Below are 22,958 nucleotides of genomic sequence, written 5' to 3' on the forward strand. Positions count from 1 at the left end.
CGTCCATGAATAACCGCCGATTCACAAGAACCGCTGGCTGGCTGGCAGTGCCGTGCCTGGTCGCGGCAGGCCTGCTGGCCTGGTATGTCACCCGCGAGCCTGTCTCGCGCCTTGAAAACAACCACACCGCCGTGGCCGATATCGACCCGGCGCTGGTCGCTCGTGGCGAATACGTCGCCCGACTCGGCGATTGCGTGGCGTGCCACAGCGTGCCGGGCGGTGCGCCGTTCGCTGGCGGTCTGGAAATGGCCACACCACTGGGCGCGATCCACGCGACCAACATCACCCCGGAGCCGGAAACCGGTATCGGCCATTACAGCCTCGCGGACTTCGACCGTGCGGTGCGCCATGGCGTGGCACCCGACAGCCGTCGTCTGTACCCGGCGATGCCCTACCCGTCCTACGCCAAGCTCAGTGACGACGATGTGCGAGCGCTGTACGCGTTCTTCATGAAAGGCGTGGCACCGGTCAAGCAAGCGAATATCCCGAGTGCGATTCCTTTCCCGTTGAACCTGCGCTGGCCGATTGCGTTGTGGAATGGTGTGTTTGCCGACACCGAGCCTTACGTGGCCAAACCGTCGCAGGATGAAGTGTGGAATCGCGGTGCTTATCTCGTTCAAGGCGCAGGACACTGCGGCAGTTGCCACACGCCGCGCGGTCTGGCGTTCAACGAGAAGGCACTGGATGAATCCGCCACGCCGTACCTCGCCGGCGCCTTGCTCGATGGCTGGTACGCGCCAAGTCTGCGTGATGATCACAACACCGGCCTGGGCCGCTGGAGCGAACCGGAGATCGTGCAGTTCCTCAAGACCGGGCGTAACAAACATGCAGTGGTTTACGGCTCAATGACCGAGGCGTTCAACAACTCGACGCAGTTCATGAGCGATGACGATCTGACCGCGATCGCCCGTTATCTCAAGTCATTGCCCGGGGATCCTCAGCGCGACGGCCAGCCATGGCAGTACCAAGCGGTTTCGGCGACGGAACGTCTGGACGCGCCCGGTGCTCATACCTACGTCACGCGCTGTGCTTCGTGCCATGGTTTGGACGGCAAGGGCCAATCCGAATGGATGCCGCCGCTGGCCGGCGCCACGTCGGCACTGGCCAAGGAAAGCGCCTCGGCGATCAACATCACCCTCAACGGTTCGCAACGGGTGGTGGCCGCCGGAGTACCGGACGCCTATCGCATGCCAGCCTTCCGCGAGCAGTTGTCGGATCAGCAGATCGCTGAAGTGCTGACCTTCATGCGCAGCACCTGGGGCAATCAGGGCGGTGCCATTGAACCGCAGGCCGTCAACAAGCTGCGTGAACGTACGGATCCGGCCAGCAGCAGCCCGATCATCCTGCAAATGCGTTAGAGGAACGTTTGATGGAAAGCATCGACTTGCTGGTCCTGCGCACCGCGCGGGACTGGCTCGCCGCCGGCGAGCAAGTGTTGCTCGCCACGGTGGCGCGCACATGGGGCTCTTCGCCGCGCCCGACAGGGTCGATGATGGCCTTGCGTAACGACGGTCGCGTGGTGGGCAGCGTGTCCGGCGGTTGCATCGAGGACGACCTGATCCAGCGCTACACCACCGCGCATGGCGGCAGCGGCCTCAAGGACAGTGCGCCCGAGGTGGTGCGCTACGGCGTCAGTGCCGACGAAGCGCATCGTTTCGGTTTGCCCTGTGGCGGCACGCTTGAGCTGATTCTTGAGTTCAATCCCTCATGGCAGGTGCTGGACGAACTGCTGGTGCAACTGGATGCCGGGCAACTGGTGCGCCGCTGCCTGGCACTGGATAGCGGTCGCGTCACGCTGGAAACCACGGCAACTCCTGAGCAATTCAGTTTCGACGGCCACCGGATGCTCAATACCCTCGGGCCGGGGTATCGGCTGCTGATGATCGGCGCCGGCGCGCTGGCCGAGTATCTGGCGACCATGGCCCTGTTCAACGGCTTCAAGGTCGCGGTGTGCGACCCACGTGCCGAATACATCGAAACCTGGGCGGTGAACGGTGTGGAGCGGATCATCGGCATGCCCGATGACGTGGTGCGCGACTTCGCGGTCGATCTGCGCACCTGCATCGTCGCCTTGAGCCATGATCCGCGACTCGACGATCTGGCGCTGCTCGAAGCCCTTCACAGCCCGGCGTTTTACATCGGCGCCATCGGTTCGCGACGCAACAGCCAACTGCGCCGCGAACGTCTGATCGAGCATTTCGGTGAGACCGAGGCATCACTCGAACGGCTGCACGGGCCGATCGGCATCTACATTGGCAGCAAGACACCGGCGGAAATCGCTGTCAGCGTGATGGCCGAGATCCTGGCCGCGAAGAATGGCGCCAATTTGCCGAAGGCGTTTTCGATTGCCAGAGCCAAGGCGCAGGAAGCCTGACTGGCGGACATGTTCAGCGCCTACGTGATGACGCTGAATCAACCTTCAACGTGAGGCGGCTGCACGGGTGAACTGCTGTTCCGTCACCACGCTACCCCACTGACTGCCCTGCTCTTCCATCGTCAATTCGAACCCGGCCGCTTCGTACAGTCGGCGCGCGGCGTCGAGGCCTTTGAAGGTCCAGAGCTGAATCGCATCAAAACCCTGCTGATCGCAGAACTCCACTGCCGCGCTCAGCAGTTGCCGGCCGACGCCACTGCCGCGGCAGCCGTCGTCGAGGATGAACCAGCGCAAATGCGCCTGATTGTTGCCCAGATCCTGGCCGTCGATTGCGATCGAGCCGACGATGCGCTCATCAAGCGTGGCTACCCAGATCTGGTTGCAGGGTTGATCGAGGCGCCCGACAAACTCCGCCGTTTCACGGGCGACGCGGCTTTCAAAGATCGCGCCGAAACCGGAATGCCGCGAATAATAATCCGCATGCATTTGCACCACGCGGCCGATCAGACCGGGGCGATAGCCGGCGCTGATGTGCAGGTTCGGCGTGAGTGGCCGGTCGGCGCCCAGACGGATGGTCTTGAGCGCATGCGCGTAGGTTGACAGGCCCTGCGCCACGCTCTGTTGTTGCGACGGATTGAGCGTGTCCAGTGCCTTGCTGACTTGGGCCTGGCCATAGGCATGAATGTCGGCGACGGTCTGCCGGCCCTGCGATGTCAGGTGCAGATGCTTGACCCGGGCGTCCTCGGCAGCACGCTCCTCGATCTCCCCGGCCTTGATCAGTTTGCCGACCATGCGGCTGACACTGGATTTTTCCAGGCCAAGGCTTTGCGCCAGTTGCGCAGCGCTGACGCCGTCCCCGGCTTCGATTTCCAGCAATGCGTGCACGCCGGAGGCGGAATAGTCGGTCGCCGCCAGTGTGGCGCGCAGGAAACCGAACTCACGCACCATCGTGCGCGACGCTGTACGGATTTCTTCGATCAAGGCTGTAGGGATACTCATGACACATCACCGCTGAAATCTAGTTGTACCATACAACCATATTTCAATATGACGGTGCAAGAAGCCGACGACGCCGGGCAGGCGTTCGATTGCCGACGTCGCCACAGCAGCAAATGTCAGGCAAAAAAAAGCCCCGCAACCGAATGAGGTGCGGGGCAAAGTATTGGCTGGTTGCGGCCAACCAAAGGAGCTCGGTCAGAACGGTTTGCGCGGCCGGGTCAGATGCAGTCCTGGGCGGCGCGTTCAAAACTGGAAGGCAGGAAGTTCGAAGCCAGCAAGTGACGCTCGTAGATGAACACTTTGCCGCCGCTGCCGGCCTTGTAGGCTTCCAGCACGTTGTCTGCCGACACCTTGCTCGGCACCACGATCCGGTAGCTGCGCTGGGTCTGCGAGACGGTCGGGTTCAGCGCACTGCCCTGCAGCTTCGGCACCACGCAATCGGCGTATTGCGCCGGAGTCTTGTTGGTCTGCAAGGTCAGCGTCGGGTCGTTCGGTGCGGAGGCGCAACCGGCGAGCAGCAGGGAGACAACAGCCAGTGTCGGGGCAAAAAAAGTACGCATCGGAGTAATCCTGAAAATAAAAGTCCGGTTCAACCGGCAGCGGTTCAGCGTCACGGCGCCGCCGCTGCCCTTTTGGTTTTGAGTGTTCAGCTGGAAGCCACCAGCGCCTTGAGCGAGGCATCGAACTGCTTCAAGGCATTGAGTTGCAGGTCACGTTGCTGCTCGATCTGTGCGGCAATCTCGTGCGCCGCTTTGTCGTGTACCCAGACCGACGAAATCTGTTTCTCCACCGAGCCCTCGGCTTTGCCGATGTACTGCAGGTCGGCATCGTAGAAACGCGCGATGAAATGCGCCTCGTACAGGCTGTTCTGCTGAGTCAGCAAGCGGTTGAAGGTGTCGAGTTTCACCACGATGTCCGGATGCGCCAGAATCAGTGCATCGAGGTTGTCGTAAACGGTCACCGACATGAACTGGCGTTGCAGCGAGCTGAGCAACCAATCGATCGCCAGTTCCGGGTCGGAGCTGCTGACAAAGGCTGCGCGGATTCGCGAATCCAGTGCATCCTTGGCACCGTGCAGCGCCATGTCGTGGTAACGCGTCAGGTATTGCAGGTTTTCCCGGGTGTTTTCGCTGTACAACACACCCACGGTCTGTGAATGCTGCAAAGTCGCGCTGCTGCCGGCGATTGGCTGAAGATGACACGCACAGGCGTCGTCGGCGTAAGACGGTGCCGTGGCTACCATGCCGCTCATCAGCAGAGCGGTCAGCGCCAGTCGGGTCAGTGTCTTCATCGCGCAATTTCCTTGAGCTGCGTTTTCAATGAAGGCAATTTTCCGCCTATTGAATGCAAAGCTGAACTTGCGTTTCGTGATGGTCACTATTACTTCTAGCGATAGTTGCGCACGATAAAGACGGGTACACACTCATCCCCAATGACTAAAACAACAGTGAGGAAGCCGATTTGAGAACCTTTGACCTGATCCGCGACGCGGTTCTGCCCGACTTTCGCGAGCGGGTGGCGGAATACCTGGTGCAGTACGAAAACGTGTTGCTGGACAAGGACATCACCGATGCGCAGCTCAAGCGCGATACCGCCAATCAGTTGCGTGGCTATTTGCGCGGGTTGAACACCACCCGGGTGCTGGGCATGGCGTACTGGGAAGAACTGGATCGACGGGTCGTCGACACCTGGCTCACGCCTCACGAATGAGCGTGGACGCCGGTCGGTGATGATCGTATGCGGCGCCTGCCAAAACGGCCCCGAACGCTTACAATCGGCGGCCTTACCGACCTTCTGACAGGCTCCCCCGGAAATGCCGCTCGACCCACCAACGATGCTGACCATCTCGATCGCTCTCGCAGCCGCTGCCGCGCTGTATCTGGCGGTCGAGTGGCGCAGCATTCGTGAGCCTTCGCTGCTGTTCTGGAGCGCCGGTTTCGCCACCATCACCGTCGGTTCCACTCTGGCTCTGCTGCGCAGCAACGGCTTTTTGCTGATCGGCATCTGGTTCGCCAACGGCTTGCTGGTGACCGCGCACTTTCTGTTTCTGCTGGGGGTGGCGCGCTTCACGCAGATCCGCCTGTCACGCGCCTGGTACCTGGTCTTCGTCTGCTGGCTGGTGATGCTGTTGCTGCCGGACGGGCCGCTATGGTCGAAAGTCATGCTCGCCGCTAACTCGCTGCTGGTCGCTGCCTCGACGCTCAAGGCCAGCCTGCTGCTGCGCCCGCATGGCAAGTCGCTAAGCGTCGGTGCGGTGCAATTGCGCTATGTGCTGCTCGGTCACGGCATCTTCTATGTGGCCAAGGCGCTGACCGTGGTGATCCCCGGCACGCTGATCGACCTGGCTGCGTTCCGTGGCGTAATCATCCAGATCTCGCTGGTCGAGGGCGCGATGGCGATCATGCTCATTGCACTGTCGATGACCGGCACCGAACGCTACCGGCGCGAGGAGCAGATCGCCCGACTGGCCGCCCGCGATCCACTGACCGCGCTCTACAACCGCCGCGCCCTCGACATGCGCGCGCCGGGCCTGCTGCGGGGCGTGTCTGCGGCGCATCCCGGCGCCTTGCTATTGATCGATATCGACAACTTCAAATCGGTCAACGATCAGTACGGCCACAGCGCCGGCGACCGTTTGCTGGTGGCGTTGAGCGAAATGATCCGCGCCGAGACCACCGATGAGGCGCTGGCCGCCCGTTTGGGCGGCGACGAGTTCGTGATTTTGCTGAGCAACGCGCCGAGTGATCACATCGTCAGACTGGGCGATGCCCTGCGCGATCAGTTTCAGCGCATTGCGATCCAGACATTTCCCACCGCCGAGCCGGTGACGCTGAGCATCGGCGCCACCCTGTTCAACCAGCCGCCGGCCAGCCTCGCGGCATTGATCGAACAAGGCGACGCCGCGCTGTATGAATCCAAGCGCGGCGGCCGCAACCGCCTGCGCCTGACCGGACTCACCACTTCAGGATGACCAGACCCATGACCCGTTCCGAAACGCCTCTGCAAGACCTCGCGGCCCCCGAAGGCGTCTGCTACGGCTGCGGCAGCCGCAACCCCCATGGCCTGCACGTCAAAAGCTACTGGCACGAGGACGGCGTGCACGTCATGGCCGAACACCTGCCGGACGCCAAATACTGCGGCTGGCCGGACCTGGTGTACGGCGGGTTGCTGGCGATGCTGGTCGACTGCCACTCCAACTGGACCGCGATGGCTTACCACTACCGCGCCGAACAACGCGAGCCAGGCAGCCTGCCGCGTATCGACTGCGTCACTGGCAACCTCGGCCTCAAGTTCATCAAACCCACACCGATGGGCGTCACCCTGACCTTGCGCGCCAGGGTCGAAGGCGACGTCGGACGCAAGACGCGGGTGATCTGCGAGGTGTACGCCGGAGAAGTGCTGACGGCGGTGGGCGATTCGGTGTTCGTGCGTGTCGATACCGGGCAACTGGCGGACGCGGCGCACGGTCGCTGAATCCACACGCGCCCCTGTAGGAGCTGCCGCAGGCTGCGATCCTTTGATGTTGATCTTTAAAGTCAAAAGATCGCAGCCTGCGGCAGCTCCTACAGGGCATGGTGCTCGAATTAACCCGGGCGCTGGCCCGAAAGACTGCATGACCGATTTGCGACCCACAGCAGCGATGGCAGACAGACGTCTAAACGCCTCGGCAATCGTAAGATTCACTTACATGTTTTTCCGCTTGTGGTGCACATTGCCAACCCCTTATAAGAGCGGCTCTCACTCGCGAATTGAAGGATGCACCCATGAGCAATGCCTGGAACGAAGGGTATTTCACCGACGAGGGTTACACCTATTCGTACAGCCGGGAAATCAACCCGGTGTTCCAGCGTTTTTGTTTGTTGTTGCGCGGTTTTGCCACCCTGGAAGGCAGCGGCGGCTACCACTGCGAGCTGGGCTTTGGCCAGGGTGTCTCGATCAACATCCACGCCGCCGCCAACCCGGGCAACTACGTTGGCACCGACTTCACACCGTCCCAGGCCGCGCATGCCATGGCGCTGGCGAACGACTGGAACAGCCAGGCCCTTCTGTATGACGACAGCTTCGAGCAACTACTGGCCCGCGATGATCTGCCAGCGTTCGACAGCATCAGCCTGCATGGCATCTGGTCCTGGGTCAGCCGCGACAATCAGCAATTGATCGTCGAGTTCGCCCGCCGCCACCTCAAGCCCGGCGGCATGTTGTACGTGAGCTACAACTGCTTCCCGGGCTGGTCGCCTTCGGCGCCACTGCGCAATCTGTTCAGCCTGCACAATCGCTTTGCCAGCCAGGCCTCGACCAGCCCGGCCAAACGCATCGATGCCGCGATGGAGTTTTCCGAAACGCTGCTGGCGGCCAATCCGAAGTACGCCAGAGCGGCGCCGGCCCTCGGTGCCCAGTTGCAGAGCATCAAGGGCCAGAACCGTCAGTACGTGGCCCATGAGTATTTCAATCGCAACTGGGACTGCATGTATTTCATCGACGTGGTCGATGCCATGACCGCAGCCAAACTCGACTACGCCACCACGGCCGTACCGCTGGACACCGTGGCTGCGCTGAATCTGAGTGCAGAAGGCATGGACTTTCTGGAAGGTATCGAGCACCCGATCATGCGCGAACAGGCGCGCGACTACTTCATCAATCAGAACTTCCGCCGGGATCTGTACGTACGCGGCGCCAATCGGCTGTCTGCCGCCGAGCAACGCGATGGCCTGCTGAGAAGCCGTTTTGTCCTGCTGCAAGCGATCGAAAGCATTCCCGGCACGGTCACAGGCCCTGCGGGCGAGGCGTCTTTACAGGCGGACATTTACCGCCCGGTGCTCGCAGCGCTCGCCGCCAACGCCTACGAAGCGAAAACCTTGCAGCAGTTGTCGATAGCCGTCGGCGCCGTGTCTTATGACGACCTGGTGCAGGCTGTCACCGTGCTGATCGGTATGGGCGTCGCCGCCCCGTGCCAGAGTGAATCCGCCGAAAGGCAGGTGCAGGAACGTTGCGACACCCTCAACCTGCAACTGTGCAAGCGCGCCCTGTTCAACAGCAACATTCAGGTGCTGGCCAGCCCGGTCACCGGCGGTGGCGTGCCGATCAGCCGCGTGCAGCAGCTGTTCCTGATTTCGATCAAGCAAGGCATGACCGACCCGCAAGACTGGGCGCAGTTGGCGTGGGCCGTCATCGGTGAGCAGGGCGAAGTGCTGCACAAGGGTGACCAGCCGCTGCTCACGGCTGAAGAAAACCTTGCCGAGATGATCGAACGGGCCCTGGCATTTGCCCAGACACCGCTGGACATCCTTATGGCGCTGAAGATTGCTTGATCCTGATATACGCCGGACGACTGGCCGCGATAGAGCGCGGCCAGTCGTCTGCGTGTATGGCCCTGACTGCCGCCTCCTGAGCCATCCTGCCCCCACCTGCCACGCAGCGCCCCGTTAAAAAAGCAAAATTGCCATGTGTTTCCGTCGTTCTTTCTTGCGTCGCACTGTTCATTGCCCGTTCCTGTCTGCCTGGAGTTTCTTCGATGCCGTCGCCTAAATCCCTGCCCTCTGCCCTGCTGGGCCTGGCCCTCGCCTGCCCGGTCATGGCCGAGGAACCCAAAAGCATGGAGTTGGGACAGGTGCTGATTTCGGCTGAAGAACAAAGCGGCGCCGATGCCTCCGTCGCCGAGGCCGAAGCGCGTCTGGCGCAAGTGCCCGGCGGCAGCAACGTGGTCGACATGCGCCAGCCGTTGCAGGGCCGAGTGGCGAGCAATCAGGACGTCCTGGCCTATCAGCCGGGGGTCTACGCGCAATCGGCGGGTAATGAAGGGGTGAAAATCTCGATCCGTGGTTCGGGAATCAACCGCGCACCGGGCGCGCATGCCTCGGGGTTGTACACGATGCTCGACGGCCTGCCGCTGACCGGCCCCGGCGGCACGCCCTACGAATTGCTCGAACCGCTGTGGCTTGACCATGTGGAGGTGCTGCGCGGCGCCAACGGCTTTGATCGCGGCGCCCTGGCGCTGGGCGGCGCCGTCGATTACGTCAGCCATACCGGTTACGACGCGCCGAAACTGCAGGTGCGCTATGCCACCGGCAGCCATGGTTATCAGCAGCGGCAAGTCAGCTCCGGACAAGTGCTGGGCGACTTCGATTACTACGTGTCGCTGACCGACTCGAACGCCGACGGCTATCAGGATCACACCGCCAGCGAGAGCAAAGGCGTGATCGCCAACTTCGGCTATCGCTTCAATCCGAACCTGGAAACCCGCTTCTATATCCGCTATCGCGAGACCGACAACGACCTCGCCGGCCGCGTGACCAAGCACTCGATCGAGCACACTCCACGGGCGGCCAACCCTGCCTACGTGGCGCGCGATGACAGCCGCAAACAACCGGGCAGCACCTTCATCGGCAACAAGACCACCTACTACATCGACGACGATTCGAGCATCCAGACCGGCCTGGTCTATCACGACTACCCGATGGACCTGCGCGAAGGCCCGAACCGTCTGAAAGTGGCCTACACCGACGTCAGCGGCACCTTCGACTACAAGCGCCGCGACACCGTGTTCGGCATGGAAAGCCGCAGCACCATCGGCCTGCGCACCACCAAACATTTGCCCAACGACGGCGCCAGTGAATTCGTGCGCATCCCGTCCGGCAACACCGCCGCGTATGCGCCGGGCACCCGCATGCGCAACTTCACCTATCAGGGTTCGGACACCGTTCTGCACGTGGGCAACGACCTGGAAATCGCCGACGACCTGTGGCTGACCACCGGTCTCGCCGCCATCTACACCCGCCGCGAAAGCGCCGTCACCTATCCGCAAAGCGGCGGCAAGACCAGCCTGAACGACTGGGATTACGCGCCGCGTCTGGGCCTGCGCTATCAGGTCACGCCGGACCTGCAACTGTTCGGCAACCTCAGCCGTTCAGTCGAGGCACCGCACCCGTGGTCGCTGATCTACAGCTCGAACATCCGCTTCCCGGCCGGCAACGGTGCAGCGACCGGCACTCAGAGCGACCCGATCAAACTGCAGAACCAGACCGCGACCACCCTCGAACTCGGCGGTCGCGGCGACAGCGCGCTCGGCCAGTGGAGCCTGGCGTGGTACTACGCCCAGGTGCGCCACGAATTGCTGTCGGTACTGCCGGACGCCAACGCCGTCACCCCGTACGAACTCAACGCCAGCCCCACCGTGCACCAAGGCGTGGAAGCCAGTCTGCAAAGCACGCTGTGGTCGGCCGCCGACGGACGTAAATTGAGCCTGCGCCAGGCCTACACCTTCAGCGATTTCCACTACCGCGACGACCAGCGTTTCGGCGACAACCGCCTGCCCGGCCTGCCAATGCACTACTACCAGGGCGAACTGCGCCACGACTGGCCACAAGGCTTCTTCGCGGCGGTCAACACGCAACTGGTGTCCAAGGTCGCGGTGGATTACGCCAACAGCTACTACGCCGATCCCTACGCACTGTTCGGCGCCACCGTCGGCTACAACGCGCCGAAAAACGACTGGCAAACCTGGCTCGACCTGCGCAACCTGACCAACAAGCGCTACGCCGCGACGGTCACGCCGGGGTATGACGACAAGGGTCTGGATGCGGCGCGTTCTACGCCGGGTGAAGGGTTCGGGGTTTATGTCGGGGTGTCGTGGAGTCTGCTTTAAGGGTTTACCGATTCGGTCATCCGTTGAAAGCCAGCGCGATCAAACAGGAGGTATCAGGAAATGGGACCGAAGACGCAAAAGCTGCTCATTGTTCTTGATCAATTGATCGAGGTAATTGAATACGATGGAGACATGCACTGGAGCCAGTGGATGCGCAACACAAGAGCGCGTCTTCTTGCCTCTGATTATTCCGGGATCACCTACTTGTTATCGGCCTACGGTGGTATGGGCTCGTTCAATGATGTGGTTTTAGGGCAAAGTCGCGTCGATGGGGTATTTGCCTGGAAACCCGGCTACATCGAGTTGAACGAACAATTCGACACGTTGCGTGCCGAGGCAGCACAACTGGCCAAGGCAATCAGGGACTCGCAAAACTGACATTCCCTCGCCCCTCTCACTCATAAAACTTGCCGGCCAGCAAAATGCTCGCACAGCGCTGCCATACGTTGGCTGAAGCGACTTCCGCCGCCACCTGCCTGGAACTGTCAATCGCCCAGGCACCTGCGGCTTCGAGAAACGCATCCACAGATCCATTTTCCCAACCCAAGGCGCCCCGCCCATAGGGGGACAGCGGTTCGTTCATCGTCTGCTCACGGGCGAAATCGGCACCCAGTGCCTGAATAAACGTAATGAACGATTGCTCGTCGTTCACGCGTTCCAGCAACTCATCAAGATCATCAGGCGCAGACATCGTGGCAAATTCCTGTTGGTGAATGGGTTTGCCCGGGATGCTGCTATGCATCGACCAGAGGGTCAACCCGTCCGTCAAAACGGCCCCTGCGTCATCACTCGCGTCTCGATGATGCTGCGCAGCGCAACGACCCGCTTCTGATACAGATCAGTCAGACACCCGACCTTCGCACCACAGGCCTTGCGGCTTTTCAAAAAGGCCTGTTGTTCGCCGATCAGAGCATCGCGCCCGCCCATCGGCAGCAGGCGTTTATCGAGGCTGAACAGCTCGCCCATGGTGACGTCCAGATCGTTCAGCGTGCGGTTGGCGCAGACGGCCTTTTCGTCCGCCGCCCGGGCCTTGGCGCAGTCAAAACTGGCCGCCTGAACCGTCTGTGCAGCAATCAGTAGTGCCCAGCCGAGGGCGGCAGCGGTTAACCGTGAAATTTCTCGAACTCGTGTCATGTCGTCGTATCCAACGTTGTAAGCCAATGGAGGTATGAAAATGAAAAACACTGACGACCGCAAGCCCGCAACCCCTCATAACGCGCCTCCGCTCGACGCTGCCGGCAAACCGGTGGATGTGGTTCGCCGGGATCTGCAGGACAGCGACGACGATACCAAAGCTGTGGACGAGGTGCTGACGCCGACCTCGATCCGCACCAAAGAACAGGAGGCCGAGGAACTCAAGCGCAAGACCGATGCGATCGAACGCAAGGTCGCCGACGGCAATTGACTCGCCAGCCACAGGGCAGCGCTGACGAGATATGCCGGGCGGAAGGATTGCTTATTGCCAATCAATCCATCCCGCTCTGCGCTGGCCTTGGCCCTTTCTGCCCTTGGAAATACCTTCGTCCGCTCAACGGTTTGCAGCCCTTGAGCGGATACGTCCCGCGAGCCGTCAATCTCCCGCCCACGACCGTTCGGCGCTTTCTCTGGCAAGGCCGCAAATTCGCATCTAGGGTTGCATCGCTGGCGATATGCCAGCCACCCAGCGAATGTCGAATCGGCACTCGCCCGTAGCGGCACTGGAAAAGCAATCAGGGATGGTTTTTGTGCTTGCAGTTCTCCTGCGCTCTTGCCGAGCGCGTCACTGATCCCTGCGTTTCGTTGTGTTCTATCAAGGACAGAAAGATGAACAACGTACCGGTCAATTCTCTGCATCTGCCACTCAGGCAGGCCACACCCGGCGCTCCCGAAATCCCGCCCGGCGGATTCGGCTGAGAACGCCGGCGCCGGCCCGGGCGTAATGACGTCTGCGCTGCGCGCACTGAAACCCGCACTCGATCAGATCCCGACGGACCAGGTAACCCGCTCGTGGAGAACAGCGCCTGCCGCTGTTCTTGCAGGTCGCGGCTGCCTGGCTGTCAGGTACGGCGCCCCTTTTTCGTCAGGGGCGGTTTTGCAGCACCGATGAGGAAACCTCGCTATGTCCCGTTCAACGGCCAGCATCCCGCCTTACGGGGTCGCCATTCAAAGTGCGATCAAGCAAGGCGATGTGCAGCACATGAAAACGCTGTTGCAGCAACGCGACACCAGCAAGCCTGAAGCGCAAGACCTGAAAGACGCGTACGAAAAACTGGCCAGGGAAGTTTCCAGGCACGAAAAGTCCTGAAGCCATCAATCACATTGCAATGGAGGCAAACAACATGTCCGGTTCTACTGAAAATGTCGGCCTGTTCCCGGTGAGCTATCGCATCGGCACCGGCGCGTCCGGTGCGCAGTCGCTGGCCCTGCATCTGCTAGTCTCGACACCCGATACGAAAGTCAGCGGCACCGCCGCGATCACCCAGGCGACCAATCCGCCACTCGGCGTGCATTCCGACGTCTGGGGCGAGTATACCTACCTCACCGTGATGTCCCCCGGCGTCAGCAAAATCCTCGTGACCGCCCAAGGCAATCACGGCGGCCCAGGCGCCAACTCCATCATCAATTTCGATGTGCGTCTGGTGGTGGGCACCGACTGGCGTGAAGGTGTCGCCAACTATCGCTACTTCGATGGTCAACGCTGGCATGAGGTCAACAACGCCCCGGCGCATCTGGTGGAATCGATACCCTCACCGTTCAATCCCGGCCCGGTAATCAACCCGCACCCACCGATCCTGCCGCTGTATGCCGCGCCGATTCAGAGCGCCATCGCCAGCGGTGACCTGGCACAGATGAAGAACCTGGCCAGGCTCGCCGAACAGCAACTGGAGCAACTGCCGAAATTGCGCGACGCACTGGACGCCGCGAAGAAAGAGGTCAGTCGGCTGCAGAGCCACTGAGTCAGGCCACTTGATCCGCCATTCACTTAGGGAGTAGCACCATGTCGATTGGACTTTTTCACACCCGTCTCAGCATCAGCAATGCATTGCCCGGCGCCCCGGTTCTGAACCTTGATCTGCTGGTCGATACCGTGAACAAACGTGTCAGCGGGATTGCCAGCGTGTTTCAGGCCACCTGGCCGACGGTCAATTTCCGGACTCAGGTCTGGGGCAGTTTTTCCGAAACCAAACTGACTGCAAACGTCGAGAACCACATCATTCTCACCCTTGACGGTGGTCCGAGCGGCCCGCTCAGCCAGATCGCGCAGACCTTCCACCTCAGAGGCATTCTGGGCGGCGACTGGGCCAGCGGTTTTGTCGATTATCGCTATGAAGAAAAGGGCCAGTGGCACGAGGTGAAGCACGTCGCGGTGCATCAGGCGCCCAGCGAGCAACCACACCCCACGCCGCATCCGCAGCCACTGTACGCCGTGGCCGTGCAGCAGGCGCAGACCGGCGGCGATCTGGCGCAACTCAAAACCGTGGTGCAACAGGCCGAGCAACAGGTGGCGCACGAGAGCGCCTTGCGCAGTGCCCTTGAGCATCTGAAAGCGGAAATTGCGCGTCTGGAAACGCGCTAACCGACAGACCCCGGGCGCGATTGCAAAGGATCTCGCCCGGGGCTTGTTCAACTGCGGTCAATCCCTTCGTCGCGCGCACCGGATTGTGCGCAAGGATTTCCCATGTCAGACGTGCGCCCTGCCCGTTATCTCAGCGACACCGATCTCAAACGCTACGTGCCGGTGCATGTGGTCTGGGAGATCACCCTGGCCTGCGACTTGAAATGCCTGCATTGCGGCTCCCGCGCGGGGCATCGACGGCCTGACGAACTCAACACCCGTGAATGCCTGGACGTCATCGATTCACTGGCCGCGCTTGGCACCCGCGAGATCACCCTGATCGGCGGCGAAGCCTATCTGCGCAAGGACTGGACACAACTGATCAAGGCCATTCACGACCACGGCATGTACTGCGCGATCCAGACCGGCGGGCGTAACCTGACGCCGGCGAAGATGCAGGCGGCGGTCGATGCCGGGCTCGATGGCGTGGGCATTTCCCTCGACGGTCTCGCGCCGCTGCATGACGCGGTACGCAACGTCCCCGGCTCGTTCGACAAGGCCGTGGACACCTTGCGCCGGGCCAAGGCTGCGGGGCTGGCGGTGAGCGTCAACACCCAGATCGGCGCGGCCACCCTGCCGGACTTGCCGGCGCTGATGGACACCATCATCGAACTCGGCGCCACCCACTGGCAGATCCAGATCACCGTCGCCATGGGCAACGCGGTGGACCATCCGGAACTGCTGCTGCAACCCTATCAACTGCTGGACGTGATGCCGCTGCTTGCGCGGCTGTATCGCGAAGGCGTCGACCGTGGCCTGCTGATGAACGTCGGTAACAACATCGGCTATTACGGCCCTTTTGAGCATTTATGGCGCGGCTTCGGCGACGAGCGCGTGCACTGGACCGGTTGCGCCGCCGGCCAGACTGTTCTGGCGCTGGAGGCCGACGGCACGGTCAAGGGCTGCCCGTCCCTGGCGACCGTCGGCTTCTCCGGCGGCAACGTGCGCAACATGAGCCTGCATGACATCTGGCACTACAGCGAAGGCATGCATTTTGGCCGCCTGCGCTCGGTGGATGACATGTGGGGTTACTGCCGTGGCTGTTATTACAACGATGTCTGTCGCGGCGGTTGCACTTGGACTTCGCACTCGCTGCTCGGCAAACCCGGCAACAACCCTTACTGCCATTACCGCACCCTGGAGCTGCACAAGCGCGGGCTGCGCGAGCGCATCGTCAAGGTCGAGGACGCGGCGCAGAAATCATTTGCGGTCGGCCGTTTCGATCTGATCACCGAACGCATCGACACCGGCGAAAAAGTCAGCAGCGTCAGTGACAGCGGTCAGGTAATCAAACTGGCGTGGATCAATCAGGGCCAGCAATCGCCGGAACAAGGCCGGATCGCCCCGCAACTGAGCCTGTGCCGCAGTTGCTTGCAGTACATCTATCCGCACGAGGTGATCTGTCCGCATTGCGACGCCGATGTCGCCGCCGCCGAAGCCGAACACCAGACCAATCGCGCGCGGCAGCAGGCGATCATGAACACGCTGACCGGGCTGTTGGGCGTCGCGCCCAGTCACCTGAACTGAGCACTTGCTGCCCCTGCAGTCGATATTTTCCAACTCTGTCCCGGGTTTTCCTGCCCGGGGCAACTCTCCCCCTACCCTGCAAGCCGCGGTTTTACTGGCTTCATCCCTTCTGCTTCAGCAATTTGTATTCACATCCCAGCTTAATAATATTTTACCGATACCCCCCTCCTGCCTAGTCTGACCGCAAGCAAAACGGACAAGCCTGAAGCGATCCGAATCCACTTGCCTTGCCAGGAAGGATGTAGAAATGACCACTGAAATAATAAAAACAGACACGCTTGTCGTGGGGGCCGGACAGGCCGGTGTGGCGATGAGCGAGCACCTGAGCAAACTCGGCGTGCCGCACCTGGTGCTGGAGCGCAGCCGCATCGCCGAACGCTGGCGCACCGGGCGCTGGGACTCGTTGGTAGCCAACGGTCCGGCGTGGCACGACCGCTTCCCGGGGCTGGAATTCGATGATGTCGATCCCGACGGTTTCGCCCATAAGGAGCGTGTGGCGGACTACTTCGAAGCCTACGCGAAGAAATTCAACGCGCCGATCCGTACCGGGGTCGAGGTCAAAAGCGTGGTGCGCAATGTCGGGCGTCCGGGCTTCACCGTCGAGACCTCCGAAGGCGTGATCGAGGCCAGCCGCGTGGTCGCGGCAACCGGCCCGTTCCAGCGCCCGGTGATCCCGCCGATCGCCCCGCAAGACCCGCGTCTGTTGCAGATCCACTCCGCTGACTATCGCAATCCGCAGCAACTGCCCGCAGGCGCGGTGCTGGTGGTGGGTGCCGGATCGTCGGGCGTGCAGATCGCCGATGAACTGCAGCGTTCCGGCAAGCAGGTTTATCTGTCGGTCGGTGCGCATGACCGTCCGCCGCGTGCCTATCGCAACCGTGATTTCTGCTGGTGGCTGGGGGTGCTCGGCGAGTGGGATCAGGCAGCGATGAAACCCGGTCGTGAGCACGTGACCATCGCGGTCAGCGGCGCGCATGGCGGGCGCACCATCGATTTTCGTGGTCTGGCCCATCGCGGCATGACCCTGGTTGGCGTGACCGAGTCGTTCAACAACGGCGTGGTGACCTTCAAGCAGGACCTGGTGGACAACCTCAAGCGTGGCGATGACAACTACCTCGCCCTGCTGGATGCCGCCGATGCCTACATCGAGCGCAACGGTTTGGATCTGCCCGAAGAGCCCGAGGCACGCGAAACCTACCCGGATCCCGACTGCGTGAAAAATCCGCTGGTCGATCTGGATCTGGCCGAAGCCGGTATCACTTCGATCATCTGGGCCACCGGGTTCGCCGTGGATTATTCCTGGCTGCAGGTTGCAGCGTTTGACGACAAGGGCAAACCGCTGCACCAGCGTGGCGTGTCCAGTGAGCCGGGGGTGTATTTCCTCGGGCTGCCATGGCAGTCGCGGCGCGGTTCGTCGTTCATCTGGGGCGTGTGGCATGACGCCAAACACGTGGCCGACCACATCGCCACCCAGCGTAAATACCTCGATTACAAGGATGCCGAGCAGCGTGAAGCCGCCCTGCATTCGACCGCCAGCACCAAGGCCGCCGATACCGTCGACGCTTGATTGCCCTCTTTCGCGGCGGTGCCCGGTGCGCCGCTGAACACTCAGTCTGGAGCTGTACATGAGCAAGCCAACCCACACCCGCATCCGTATGTTCAACACCAAGGACACCTACCCGAACCAGACCCTGGACAACGATTTGTGCCAGGCCGTGCGCGCCGGCAACACCGTGTATGTGCGGGGTCAGGTCGGCACCGATTTCGACGGCAATCTGGTGGGCCTCGGTGATCCGCGCGCACAGGCCGAACAGGCGATGCGCAACGTCAAACAGTTGCTGGAGGAAGCCGGCAGCGACATGAGCCACATCGTCAAGACCACCACCTACCTGATTGACCCGCGCTACCGCGAGCCGGTGTATCAGGAAGTCGGCAAGTGGCTCAAAGGCGTGTTCCCGATTTCCACCGGGCTGGTGGTGTCGGCACTGGGGCAGCCGCAGTGGCTGATGGAGATTGATGTGGTGGCGGTGATTCCCGAGTAAGTCGGCAGACCGAGTCGCGGCTATCGCGAGCAGGCTCACTCCTACAAGGGAACGCATTTCAAGGTAGGAGTGAGCCTGCTCGCGATGAGGCCAGTCAAGACACACAAGGAGTAAACAGATGACCTTTTCAATCGCAGCCCGTTGCCCCGAAACCGGCCAGTTCGGCGTCGCCATCAGTTCCTCCAGCATCGCCGTCGGCGCACGCTGCCCGTGGCTGCTGCCGGGGGTTGGCGCGGTGTCGAGCCAGAACATCACCCTGCCGTCCCTCGGCCCGGAAGTCCTCGCGCTGATGGAACAAGGCCACGCGCCCGATGCGGCGCTGGACCAGGTGCTGACTCGCAACGGCTACAGCCAGTACCGGCAGATCACCGCGATCAACCACCTCGGCCAGACCGCGCATTTCAGCGGCGCGCAGACCCTCGGCGTGCACAACGCCGTGTCCGGCGAACAATGCGTGGCCGCTGGCAACATGCTCGCCGGGCGTGCGGTAATCGAGGCGATGGTCCGCGCCTTTGAAGACGGCGAAGGCCAATTGGCCGATCGCCTGCTCAAGGCCTTGCACGCCGGCCAAGCCCTTGGTGGCGAAGCAGGCCCCGTGCATTCGGCAGCCGTGGTGGTGGTCGGCGAACAGACCTGGCCGATCGTCAACTTGCGGGTCGACTGGGCCGACGAAGACCCGATCGGCCAACTGCAAAAGCTCTGGGACGCCTATCAGCCGCAGTTGCAGGACTACATCGACCGCGCCCTCGACCCGGCCAAGGCGCCGGGCTATGGCGTTGCCGGTGATGATCGATGAACAGCGTCGCGTTGCTCAGGACGCTGGTGGGCTTCGACACCACCAGCCGCGAATCCAACCTGCAGCTGATCGAGTTCGTGCGCGACTACCTCGCTGGCTTCGATGTGCCGTGCGAGCTGATCTACAACGCCGAGCGCAGCAAGGCCAATCTGTTCGCGACCATTGGCCCGGCCGAGCAACCGGGCATCGTGCTCTCGGGGCACACCGATGTGGTGCCGGTCGATGGTCAACCATGGACAGTAGCGCCGTTCGAACTCTGCGAACACGACGGCAAGCTGTTCGGACGTGGCACGGCGGACATGAAGGGCTACATCGCCTGCGTGCTGGCCCTGGTGCCGGCGCTGGTCGCTGCAGAGCTGCGCATGCCCGTGCACATCGCCCTGTCATACGACGAAGAAGTCGGCTGCCTCGGGGTGCGCTCGTTGCTCGCAGAACTGGAGCAGCGTCCGGTCAAACCGCTGCTGTGCATCATCGGTGAACCCACCGAACTCAAACCGGTGCTCGGCCACAAAGGCAAACTGGCGATGCGCTGCGACGTGCAGGGTCATCCGTGCCATTCGGCCTACGCACCGCTGGGGGTCAACGCCATCGAGTACGCCGCCGAGCTGATCGGCGAACTAGGGCGCATTGGCCAGCAACTGAAGGCGCCCGAGCATCACGACGCACGTTTCGATCCGCCCTACAGCACGGTGCAGACCGGGGTGATCAGCGGCGGCAAAGCGCTGAACATCGTGCCCGCCGATTGCCGCTTCGACTTTGAGATCCGTGCCCTGCCCTCGCAAGATCCAACCCTGGTAGCGCAGCAGCTGCAAACCTACGCCGAGCAGCAAGTGCTGCCGCGCATGCGGGCAGTGAGCGAGCACAGTGCGATTCGTTTCAGTGAGCTGTCGGCTTATCCCGGCCTGGCTACCGATGCGCAGAGTCAGGCGGCGGAGTTGATCGCGGCGTTCTGCGATTCGCAGGAGTTCGGCACCGTGGCGTTCGGCACCGAGGGCGGGCTGTTCGATGCGGCGGGTATTCCCACGGTGGTCTGCGGCCCCGGCAGCATGGATCAGGGGCACAAACCGGACGAGTTTGTCAGCCGCGCACAACTCGATGCCTGCGATGCGATGCTGCAACGGATGTTGGCCTCGATTCGCGCCTGATCCTTTCGGCCTGACTGCCTGCCTTCAGGCGTGCAGTCGGGCCAATTCCTCACGGCAATGATCAACGAACAACTGCACCGGTTTGGTCAGTTGCACCCGACGCAGCCAGGCTGCCGACAAGCCCGAGCCGGTCACGGTTTCCGCCAGCGGCACGCACACCACTTTCTGCCCGTCGTAGGTGTATTCGCCGAACGGCCGGGTCACCAGAATCGAAAAGCCGAATCCACGCCCGACCATGCCGCGCACCATCTCGATCGACGGTGAACTGAAGACGATGTGCGGGGCCAGTCCGCGCTCCTCGAAAATGCTCACGAAGTAGGTGCGGCTGGGCACCACGTCGAGCAGGATCATCGGCTCCAGCACCAGATCGTGCAGCGAGACTTTCGCCTGTTGCGCAAAGCGGTGGTCGGCCGGCAGCAAGGCGTAAGGCTGCTGCGGTGGCATCAGCGGCGTGGTATCGATGGTGCTGTCGAGGTCATGTTCGAACAGCATCGCCATATCGATGCTGCCGGCGGTCAGCGCCTGCACCAGTTCCTGCTGTTCGCCGTCGCGAATACGGATTTCCACCCCCGGCCAGCGCTGCTTGAATCCGGCGATCAGGCGCGGCAGGTACAACGGCGCCACCGTTTCGAAACAGCCGATATCGATCTGCCCGGAGACCACGTCATTGTCCGCCAGCGCGTTCTGCTCGAACTCATGCGCCACTCGCAGCAATTCCAGCGCCTTGCGATAAAACCGCGATCCACTGGGCGTCAGCGACACGCCTTGGGCGTGATGGCGGATGAACAGCTGCACACCGAAGCTTTCTTCCAGATGCTTGATCGCGGTAGAGACGGACGGCTGGGCGATATAGAGCTTGCGCGAGGCTTCGGCGACGCTGCCGCAGTCGGCGGTGGTGACGAAGTATTTGAGCTGGCGCAGGTTGTAGGCGGCCATATGAACCTCTGCAAGTGAGACGACGCTTTTGTGTTGAGGAGATTTATCTGTGGTCAGGGCATTTGTCTGTAGTCAGGGGGTTCTGTGGTGAGGGGATTTATCCCCGATGGGGCGCGAAGCGGCCCCTGTTTCTTAAGTCAAAAGAGGGGCCGCTTCGCAGCCCATCGGGGATAAATCCCCTCACCACAGACAGCGTATATCCAGAAAAGAGTGAAGGTTGAACATACCGGACAGCCCCCAGACCCACGGCATATATTTTTTAAGGTCTGAAGCAACAAACTTACTAATTTATCTATCCCGGCCCATTGCACATGATCGCTTCAACAAGAAATGCGCCGTCCGTGTCGGCGCTTACCGAAGTACGTCCACGTACTCATCCTTGCCTTGGAGTTCGTCATGTCCACCTCTGCAACAACGTCCGCCCCGCTCATTGAAAAACACACGATAGGATACGTGCCCCCCGAAGATCGCCACGGAAAGGTCAGGGATCTGTTCACGCTGTGGTTCGGCGGCAACATCGCGCCGTTGCCCATCGTCACCGGCGCGCTGGGCGTGCAGTTGTTCCACTTGAATCTGGTCTGGGGCATCGTCGCGATTCTGGTCGGTCATCTGGTCGGCGGCGTGCTGATGGCGCTGCACTCGGCGCAAGGCCCGCAGATGGGCATTCCGCAGATGATCCAGAGCCGCGCGCAGTTCGGCTCGCTCGGCGCGCTGCTGGTGGTGCTGATTGCCGGGGTCATGTACATCGGCTTCTTCGCCTCCAACATTGTGCTGGCCGGCAAGTCGCTGCACGGCGTGGTCGACAGCGTGCCGGTGCCGGTCGGCATCGTCATCGGCGCTCTCGGGTCGGGGATCATCGGCATCATCGGCTACCGATTCATTCACGTGCTCAACCGCATCGGCACCTGGGTACTGGGGATCGGCATCGTTGTCGGTTTCGGTTACATCTTCACCCACATTCAAACCGACGACTTCCTCACCCGCGGCAGCTTCAACCTCTCCGGCTGGCTCGCCACCGTGTCGCTCGCCGCGCTGTGGCAGATCGCGTTTGCGCCGTACGTGTCCGATTATTCGCGTTACCTGCCGGCGGACGTGAAAGTCTCGTCGACGTTCTGGACCACGTATCTGGGTTCGGCACTGGGCTCGAGTCTGGCGTTCATCTTCGGTGCCGTCGCCGTGCTCGCGACCCCCGTGGGCATGGACACCATGGATGCGGTCAAACTCGCCACCGGCTCGATTGGCCCGCTGATGCTGGTGCTGTTCCTGCTCAGTGTAATCAGCCACAACGCCCTCAACCTGTACGGCGCGGTGCTGTCACTGATCACGTTGGTGCAGACCTTCGCCTACCGCTGGATCCCCACCGCCAAGAGCCGTGCGGTGATCTCGATCATCGTGCTGCTGGCCTGCTGCTTTGCCGCCGTCGGCGCGTCGAAGGACTTCATCGGTCACTTCGTCGACATGGTGCTGGTGCTGCTGGTGGTATTGGTGCCGTGGACCGCGATCAACCTGATCGACTTCTACGCCATCCACAAAGGTCAGTACGACATCCAGTCGATCTTCCAGGTCGACGGCGGTATCTATGGACGCTACAACCCGCAGGCGCTGCTGGCCTACGCGATCGGCATTGCGGTGCAGATCCCGTTCATGAACACCCCGCTGTATGTCGGGCCAGTCTCGGCGCACATCAACGGCGCGGACCTGTCGTGGCTGGTGGGACTGCTGGTGACCTCGCCGCTGTATTTCTGGCTGGCCAATCGTGACAGCGCTTATCGGCGGCGGATGATGGGCGGGAAACTGGTGGGCAGTCTCTGAGATTGATTCAGTGTAAAAAGAAGGCCCGCCATGCGCGGGCCTTCTGCGTTGTGGTGTGGTATTTCTTGATGCCCCGACAGGCACCCACGA

Annotated in this window: 24 protein-coding genes; 18 read left to right on the forward strand and 6 right to left on the reverse strand. The window is 61.8% G+C overall.

Annotation, left to right across the window (positions count from 1 at the left end):
• Window positions 1-5: 5 nt before the first annotated feature.
• Both JN524_RS03610 and JN524_RS03615 read left to right on the forward strand, forming a co-directional pair.
• Window positions 6-1,358: a c-type cytochrome gene (locus tag JN524_RS03610; RefSeq protein ID WP_202368504.1), complete on the forward strand. Its 1,353-nt coding sequence runs from the start codon at window positions 6-8 to the stop codon at window positions 1,356-1,358.
• A gap of 11 nt (window positions 1,359-1,369) precedes the next feature.
• Entirely contained in the window at window positions 1,370-2,374 is a 1,005-nt protein-coding gene (locus JN524_RS03615) for an XdhC family protein (RefSeq protein WP_202368505.1), read from the forward strand.
• Window positions 2,375-2,419: 45 nt separating this feature from the next.
• Here JN524_RS03615 and JN524_RS03620 read toward each other — a convergent pair whose 3' ends face one another.
• The 3 genes from JN524_RS03620 to JN524_RS03630 form a co-directional block, all read right to left on the reverse strand.
• Complete coding sequence (locus JN524_RS03620) at window positions 2,420-3,373, reverse strand: bifunctional helix-turn-helix transcriptional regulator/GNAT family N-acetyltransferase (protein ID WP_202368506.1); 954 nt, start codon at window positions 3,371-3,373, stop codon at window positions 2,420-2,422.
• A gap of 218 nt (window positions 3,374-3,591) precedes the next feature.
• The gene (locus JN524_RS03625; protein ID WP_202368507.1) at window positions 3,592-3,933 is read right to left on the reverse strand and encodes a hypothetical protein; all 342 of its coding nucleotides are present in this window, start codon (window positions 3,931-3,933) and stop codon (window positions 3,592-3,594) included.
• Window positions 3,934-4,019: 86 nt separating this feature from the next.
• Complete coding sequence (locus tag JN524_RS03630) at window positions 4,020-4,664, reverse strand: ATPase (protein ID WP_202368508.1); 645 nt, start codon at window positions 4,662-4,664, stop codon at window positions 4,020-4,022.
• Window positions 4,665-4,834: 170 nt separating this feature from the next.
• Between JN524_RS03630 and JN524_RS03635 the strand changes: the two genes are divergently transcribed.
• The 6 genes from JN524_RS03635 to JN524_RS03660 all read left to right on the forward strand — a co-directional run bounded on the left by JN524_RS03635 (window position 4,835) and on the right by JN524_RS03660 (window position 11,393).
• Window positions 4,835-5,083 (forward strand): hypothetical protein, encoded by a 249-nt coding sequence (locus tag JN524_RS03635; protein WP_027613011.1) that lies wholly within the window; start codon window positions 4,835-4,837, stop codon window positions 5,081-5,083.
• A 103-nt stretch (window positions 5,084-5,186) separates the two neighbouring features.
• Window positions 5,187-6,344 carry a GGDEF domain-containing protein gene (locus JN524_RS03640; RefSeq protein ID WP_202368509.1) on the forward strand — a complete coding sequence of 386 codons (1,158 nt, stop codon included), beginning with the start codon at window positions 5,187-5,189 and terminating at the stop codon, window positions 6,342-6,344.
• An 8-nt stretch (window positions 6,345-6,352) separates the two neighbouring features.
• Window positions 6,353-6,847 carry a PaaI family thioesterase gene (locus tag JN524_RS03645; RefSeq protein WP_202368510.1) on the forward strand — a complete coding sequence of 165 codons (495 nt, stop codon included), beginning with the start codon at window positions 6,353-6,355 and terminating at the stop codon, window positions 6,845-6,847.
• 290 nt (window positions 6,848-7,137) lie between these two features.
• Window positions 7,138-8,682, forward strand: coding sequence for a class I SAM-dependent methyltransferase (locus JN524_RS03650; RefSeq protein WP_202368511.1), 1,545 nt, complete (start codon window positions 7,138-7,140; stop codon window positions 8,680-8,682).
• Between the two features lie 203 nt (window positions 8,683-8,885).
• Complete coding sequence (locus JN524_RS03655) at window positions 8,886-11,015, forward strand: TonB-dependent receptor family protein (protein ID WP_202368512.1); 2,130 nt, start codon at window positions 8,886-8,888, stop codon at window positions 11,013-11,015.
• Between the two features lie 60 nt (window positions 11,016-11,075).
• The gene (locus JN524_RS03660) at window positions 11,076-11,393 is read left to right on the forward strand and encodes a DUF6966 domain-containing protein (RefSeq protein ID WP_202368513.1); all 318 of its coding nucleotides are present in this window, start codon (window positions 11,076-11,078) and stop codon (window positions 11,391-11,393) included.
• Between the two features lie 16 nt (window positions 11,394-11,409).
• Here the strand turns inward: JN524_RS03660 and JN524_RS03665 are convergent, their stop codons facing one another.
• Window positions 11,410-11,706 carry a DUF7660 family protein gene (locus JN524_RS03665; RefSeq protein ID WP_202368514.1) on the reverse strand — a complete coding sequence of 99 codons (297 nt, stop codon included), beginning with the start codon at window positions 11,704-11,706 and terminating at the stop codon, window positions 11,410-11,412.
• A gap of 74 nt (window positions 11,707-11,780) precedes the next feature.
• A complete protein-coding gene (locus JN524_RS03670; RefSeq protein ID WP_202368515.1) occupies window positions 11,781-12,149 on the reverse strand; it encodes a lysozyme inhibitor LprI family protein in 369 nt (122 codons plus the stop codon).
• A 40-nt stretch (window positions 12,150-12,189) separates the two neighbouring features.
• Here JN524_RS03670 and JN524_RS03675 point away from each other — a divergent pair, with 40 nt between their 5' ends.
• From JN524_RS03675 to argE, 9 genes are all read left to right on the forward strand, one after another.
• Window positions 12,190-12,420, forward strand: a complete 231-nt coding sequence (locus JN524_RS03675; protein ID WP_027613005.1) for a hypothetical protein — start codon at window positions 12,190-12,192, stop codon at window positions 12,418-12,420.
• A gap of 693 nt (window positions 12,421-13,113) precedes the next feature.
• Window positions 13,114-13,299, forward strand: a complete 186-nt coding sequence (locus JN524_RS03680) for a DUF1843 domain-containing protein (RefSeq protein ID WP_007969208.1) — start codon at window positions 13,114-13,116, stop codon at window positions 13,297-13,299.
• A gap of 34 nt (window positions 13,300-13,333) precedes the next feature.
• A complete protein-coding gene (locus JN524_RS03685; RefSeq protein ID WP_202368516.1) occupies window positions 13,334-13,951 on the forward strand; it encodes a DUF1842 domain-containing protein in 618 nt (205 codons plus the stop codon).
• Window positions 13,952-13,992: 41 nt separating this feature from the next.
• A complete protein-coding gene (locus JN524_RS03690) occupies window positions 13,993-14,571 on the forward strand; it encodes a DUF1842 domain-containing protein (protein ID WP_202368517.1) in 579 nt (192 codons plus the stop codon).
• 102 nt (window positions 14,572-14,673) lie between these two features.
• A complete protein-coding gene (locus JN524_RS03695) occupies window positions 14,674-16,137 on the forward strand; it encodes a GDL motif peptide-associated radical SAM/SPASM maturase (protein ID WP_202368518.1) in 1,464 nt (487 codons plus the stop codon).
• 247 nt (window positions 16,138-16,384) lie between these two features.
• Window positions 16,385-17,704, forward strand: coding sequence for a flavin-containing monooxygenase (locus tag JN524_RS03700; protein ID WP_202368519.1), 1,320 nt, complete (start codon window positions 16,385-16,387; stop codon window positions 17,702-17,704).
• 58 nt (window positions 17,705-17,762) lie between these two features.
• Window positions 17,763-18,179: a RidA family protein gene (locus JN524_RS03705; protein WP_003225869.1), complete on the forward strand. Its 417-nt coding sequence runs from the start codon at window positions 17,763-17,765 to the stop codon at window positions 18,177-18,179.
• Window positions 18,180-18,297: 118 nt separating this feature from the next.
• Window positions 18,298-18,975, forward strand: coding sequence for a DUF1028 domain-containing protein (locus JN524_RS03710; RefSeq protein ID WP_202368520.1), 678 nt, complete (start codon window positions 18,298-18,300; stop codon window positions 18,973-18,975).
• The gene (gene argE / locus JN524_RS03715) at window positions 18,972-20,120 is read left to right on the forward strand and encodes an acetylornithine deacetylase (RefSeq protein WP_202368521.1); all 1,149 of its coding nucleotides are present in this window, start codon (window positions 18,972-18,974) and stop codon (window positions 20,118-20,120) included. Before JN524_RS03710 ends, argE begins: the two co-directional genes overlap by 4 nt.
• 24 nt (window positions 20,121-20,144) lie before the next feature.
• Here argE and JN524_RS03720 read toward each other — a convergent pair whose 3' ends face one another.
• A complete protein-coding gene (locus JN524_RS03720; RefSeq protein ID WP_202368522.1) occupies window positions 20,145-21,056 on the reverse strand; it encodes a LysR family transcriptional regulator in 912 nt (303 codons plus the stop codon).
• 396 nt (window positions 21,057-21,452) lie between these two features.
• Between JN524_RS03720 and JN524_RS03725 the strand changes: the two genes are divergently transcribed.
• Entirely contained in the window at window positions 21,453-22,868 is a 1,416-nt protein-coding gene (locus tag JN524_RS03725) for a purine-cytosine permease family protein (RefSeq protein WP_086790892.1), read from the forward strand.
• The last annotated feature ends 90 nt before the right edge of the window (window positions 22,869-22,958 follow it).

It is taken from the genome of Pseudomonas sp. MWU318, assembly GCF_016756945.1.
Lineage (GTDB): Bacteria > Pseudomonadota > Gammaproteobacteria > Pseudomonadales > Pseudomonadaceae > Aquipseudomonas > Aquipseudomonas putida_A.

Coding starts and splice junctions, on each gene's coding strand:
- JN524_RS03650 (WP_202368511.1), top strand. CDS start 7,138: ATGAGCAATGCCTGGAACGAAGGGTATTTCACCGACGAGGGTTACACC.
- JN524_RS03685 (WP_202368516.1), top strand. CDS start 13,334: ATGTCCGGTTCTACTGAAAATGTCGGCCTGTTCCCGGTGAGCTATCGC.
- JN524_RS03720 (WP_202368522.1), bottom strand. CDS start 21,056: ATGGCCGCCTACAACCTGCGCCAGCTCAAATACTTCGTCACCACCGCC.
- JN524_RS03705 (WP_003225869.1), top strand. CDS start 17,763: ATGAGCAAGCCAACCCACACCCGCATCCGTATGTTCAACACCAAGGAC.
- JN524_RS03655 (WP_202368512.1), top strand. CDS start 8,886: ATGCCGTCGCCTAAATCCCTGCCCTCTGCCCTGCTGGGCCTGGCCCTC.
- JN524_RS03665 (WP_202368514.1), bottom strand. CDS start 11,706: ATGTCTGCGCCTGATGATCTTGATGAGTTGCTGGAACGCGTGAACGAC.
- JN524_RS03680 (WP_007969208.1), top strand. CDS start 13,114: ATGTCCCGTTCAACGGCCAGCATCCCGCCTTACGGGGTCGCCATTCAA.
- JN524_RS03645 (WP_202368510.1), top strand. CDS start 6,353: ATGACCCGTTCCGAAACGCCTCTGCAAGACCTCGCGGCCCCCGAAGGC.
- JN524_RS03625 (WP_202368507.1), bottom strand. CDS start 3,933: ATGCGTACTTTTTTTGCCCCGACACTGGCTGTTGTCTCCCTGCTGCTC.
- JN524_RS03620 (WP_202368506.1), bottom strand. CDS start 3,373: ATGAGTATCCCTACAGCCTTGATCGAAGAAATCCGTACAGCGTCGCGC.
- JN524_RS03675 (WP_027613005.1), top strand. CDS start 12,190: ATGAAAAACACTGACGACCGCAAGCCCGCAACCCCTCATAACGCGCCT.
- JN524_RS03640 (WP_202368509.1), top strand. CDS start 5,187: ATGCCGCTCGACCCACCAACGATGCTGACCATCTCGATCGCTCTCGCA.
- JN524_RS03695 (WP_202368518.1), top strand. CDS start 14,674: ATGTCAGACGTGCGCCCTGCCCGTTATCTCAGCGACACCGATCTCAAA.
- JN524_RS03670 (WP_202368515.1), bottom strand. CDS start 12,149: ATGACACGAGTTCGAGAAATTTCACGGTTAACCGCTGCCGCCCTCGGC.
- JN524_RS03690 (WP_202368517.1), top strand. CDS start 13,993: ATGTCGATTGGACTTTTTCACACCCGTCTCAGCATCAGCAATGCATTG.
- JN524_RS03610 (WP_202368504.1), top strand. CDS start 6: ATGAATAACCGCCGATTCACAAGAACCGCTGGCTGGCTGGCAGTGCCG.
- argE (WP_202368521.1), top strand. CDS start 18,972: ATGAACAGCGTCGCGTTGCTCAGGACGCTGGTGGGCTTCGACACCACC.
- JN524_RS03630 (WP_202368508.1), bottom strand. CDS start 4,664: ATGAAGACACTGACCCGACTGGCGCTGACCGCTCTGCTGATGAGCGGC.
- JN524_RS03615 (WP_202368505.1), top strand. CDS start 1,370: ATGGAAAGCATCGACTTGCTGGTCCTGCGCACCGCGCGGGACTGGCTC.
- JN524_RS03660 (WP_202368513.1), top strand. CDS start 11,076: ATGGGACCGAAGACGCAAAAGCTGCTCATTGTTCTTGATCAATTGATC.
- JN524_RS03700 (WP_202368519.1), top strand. CDS start 16,385: ATGACCACTGAAATAATAAAAACAGACACGCTTGTCGTGGGGGCCGGA.
- JN524_RS03710 (WP_202368520.1), top strand. CDS start 18,298: ATGACCTTTTCAATCGCAGCCCGTTGCCCCGAAACCGGCCAGTTCGGC.
- JN524_RS03725 (WP_086790892.1), top strand. CDS start 21,453: ATGTCCACCTCTGCAACAACGTCCGCCCCGCTCATTGAAAAACACACG.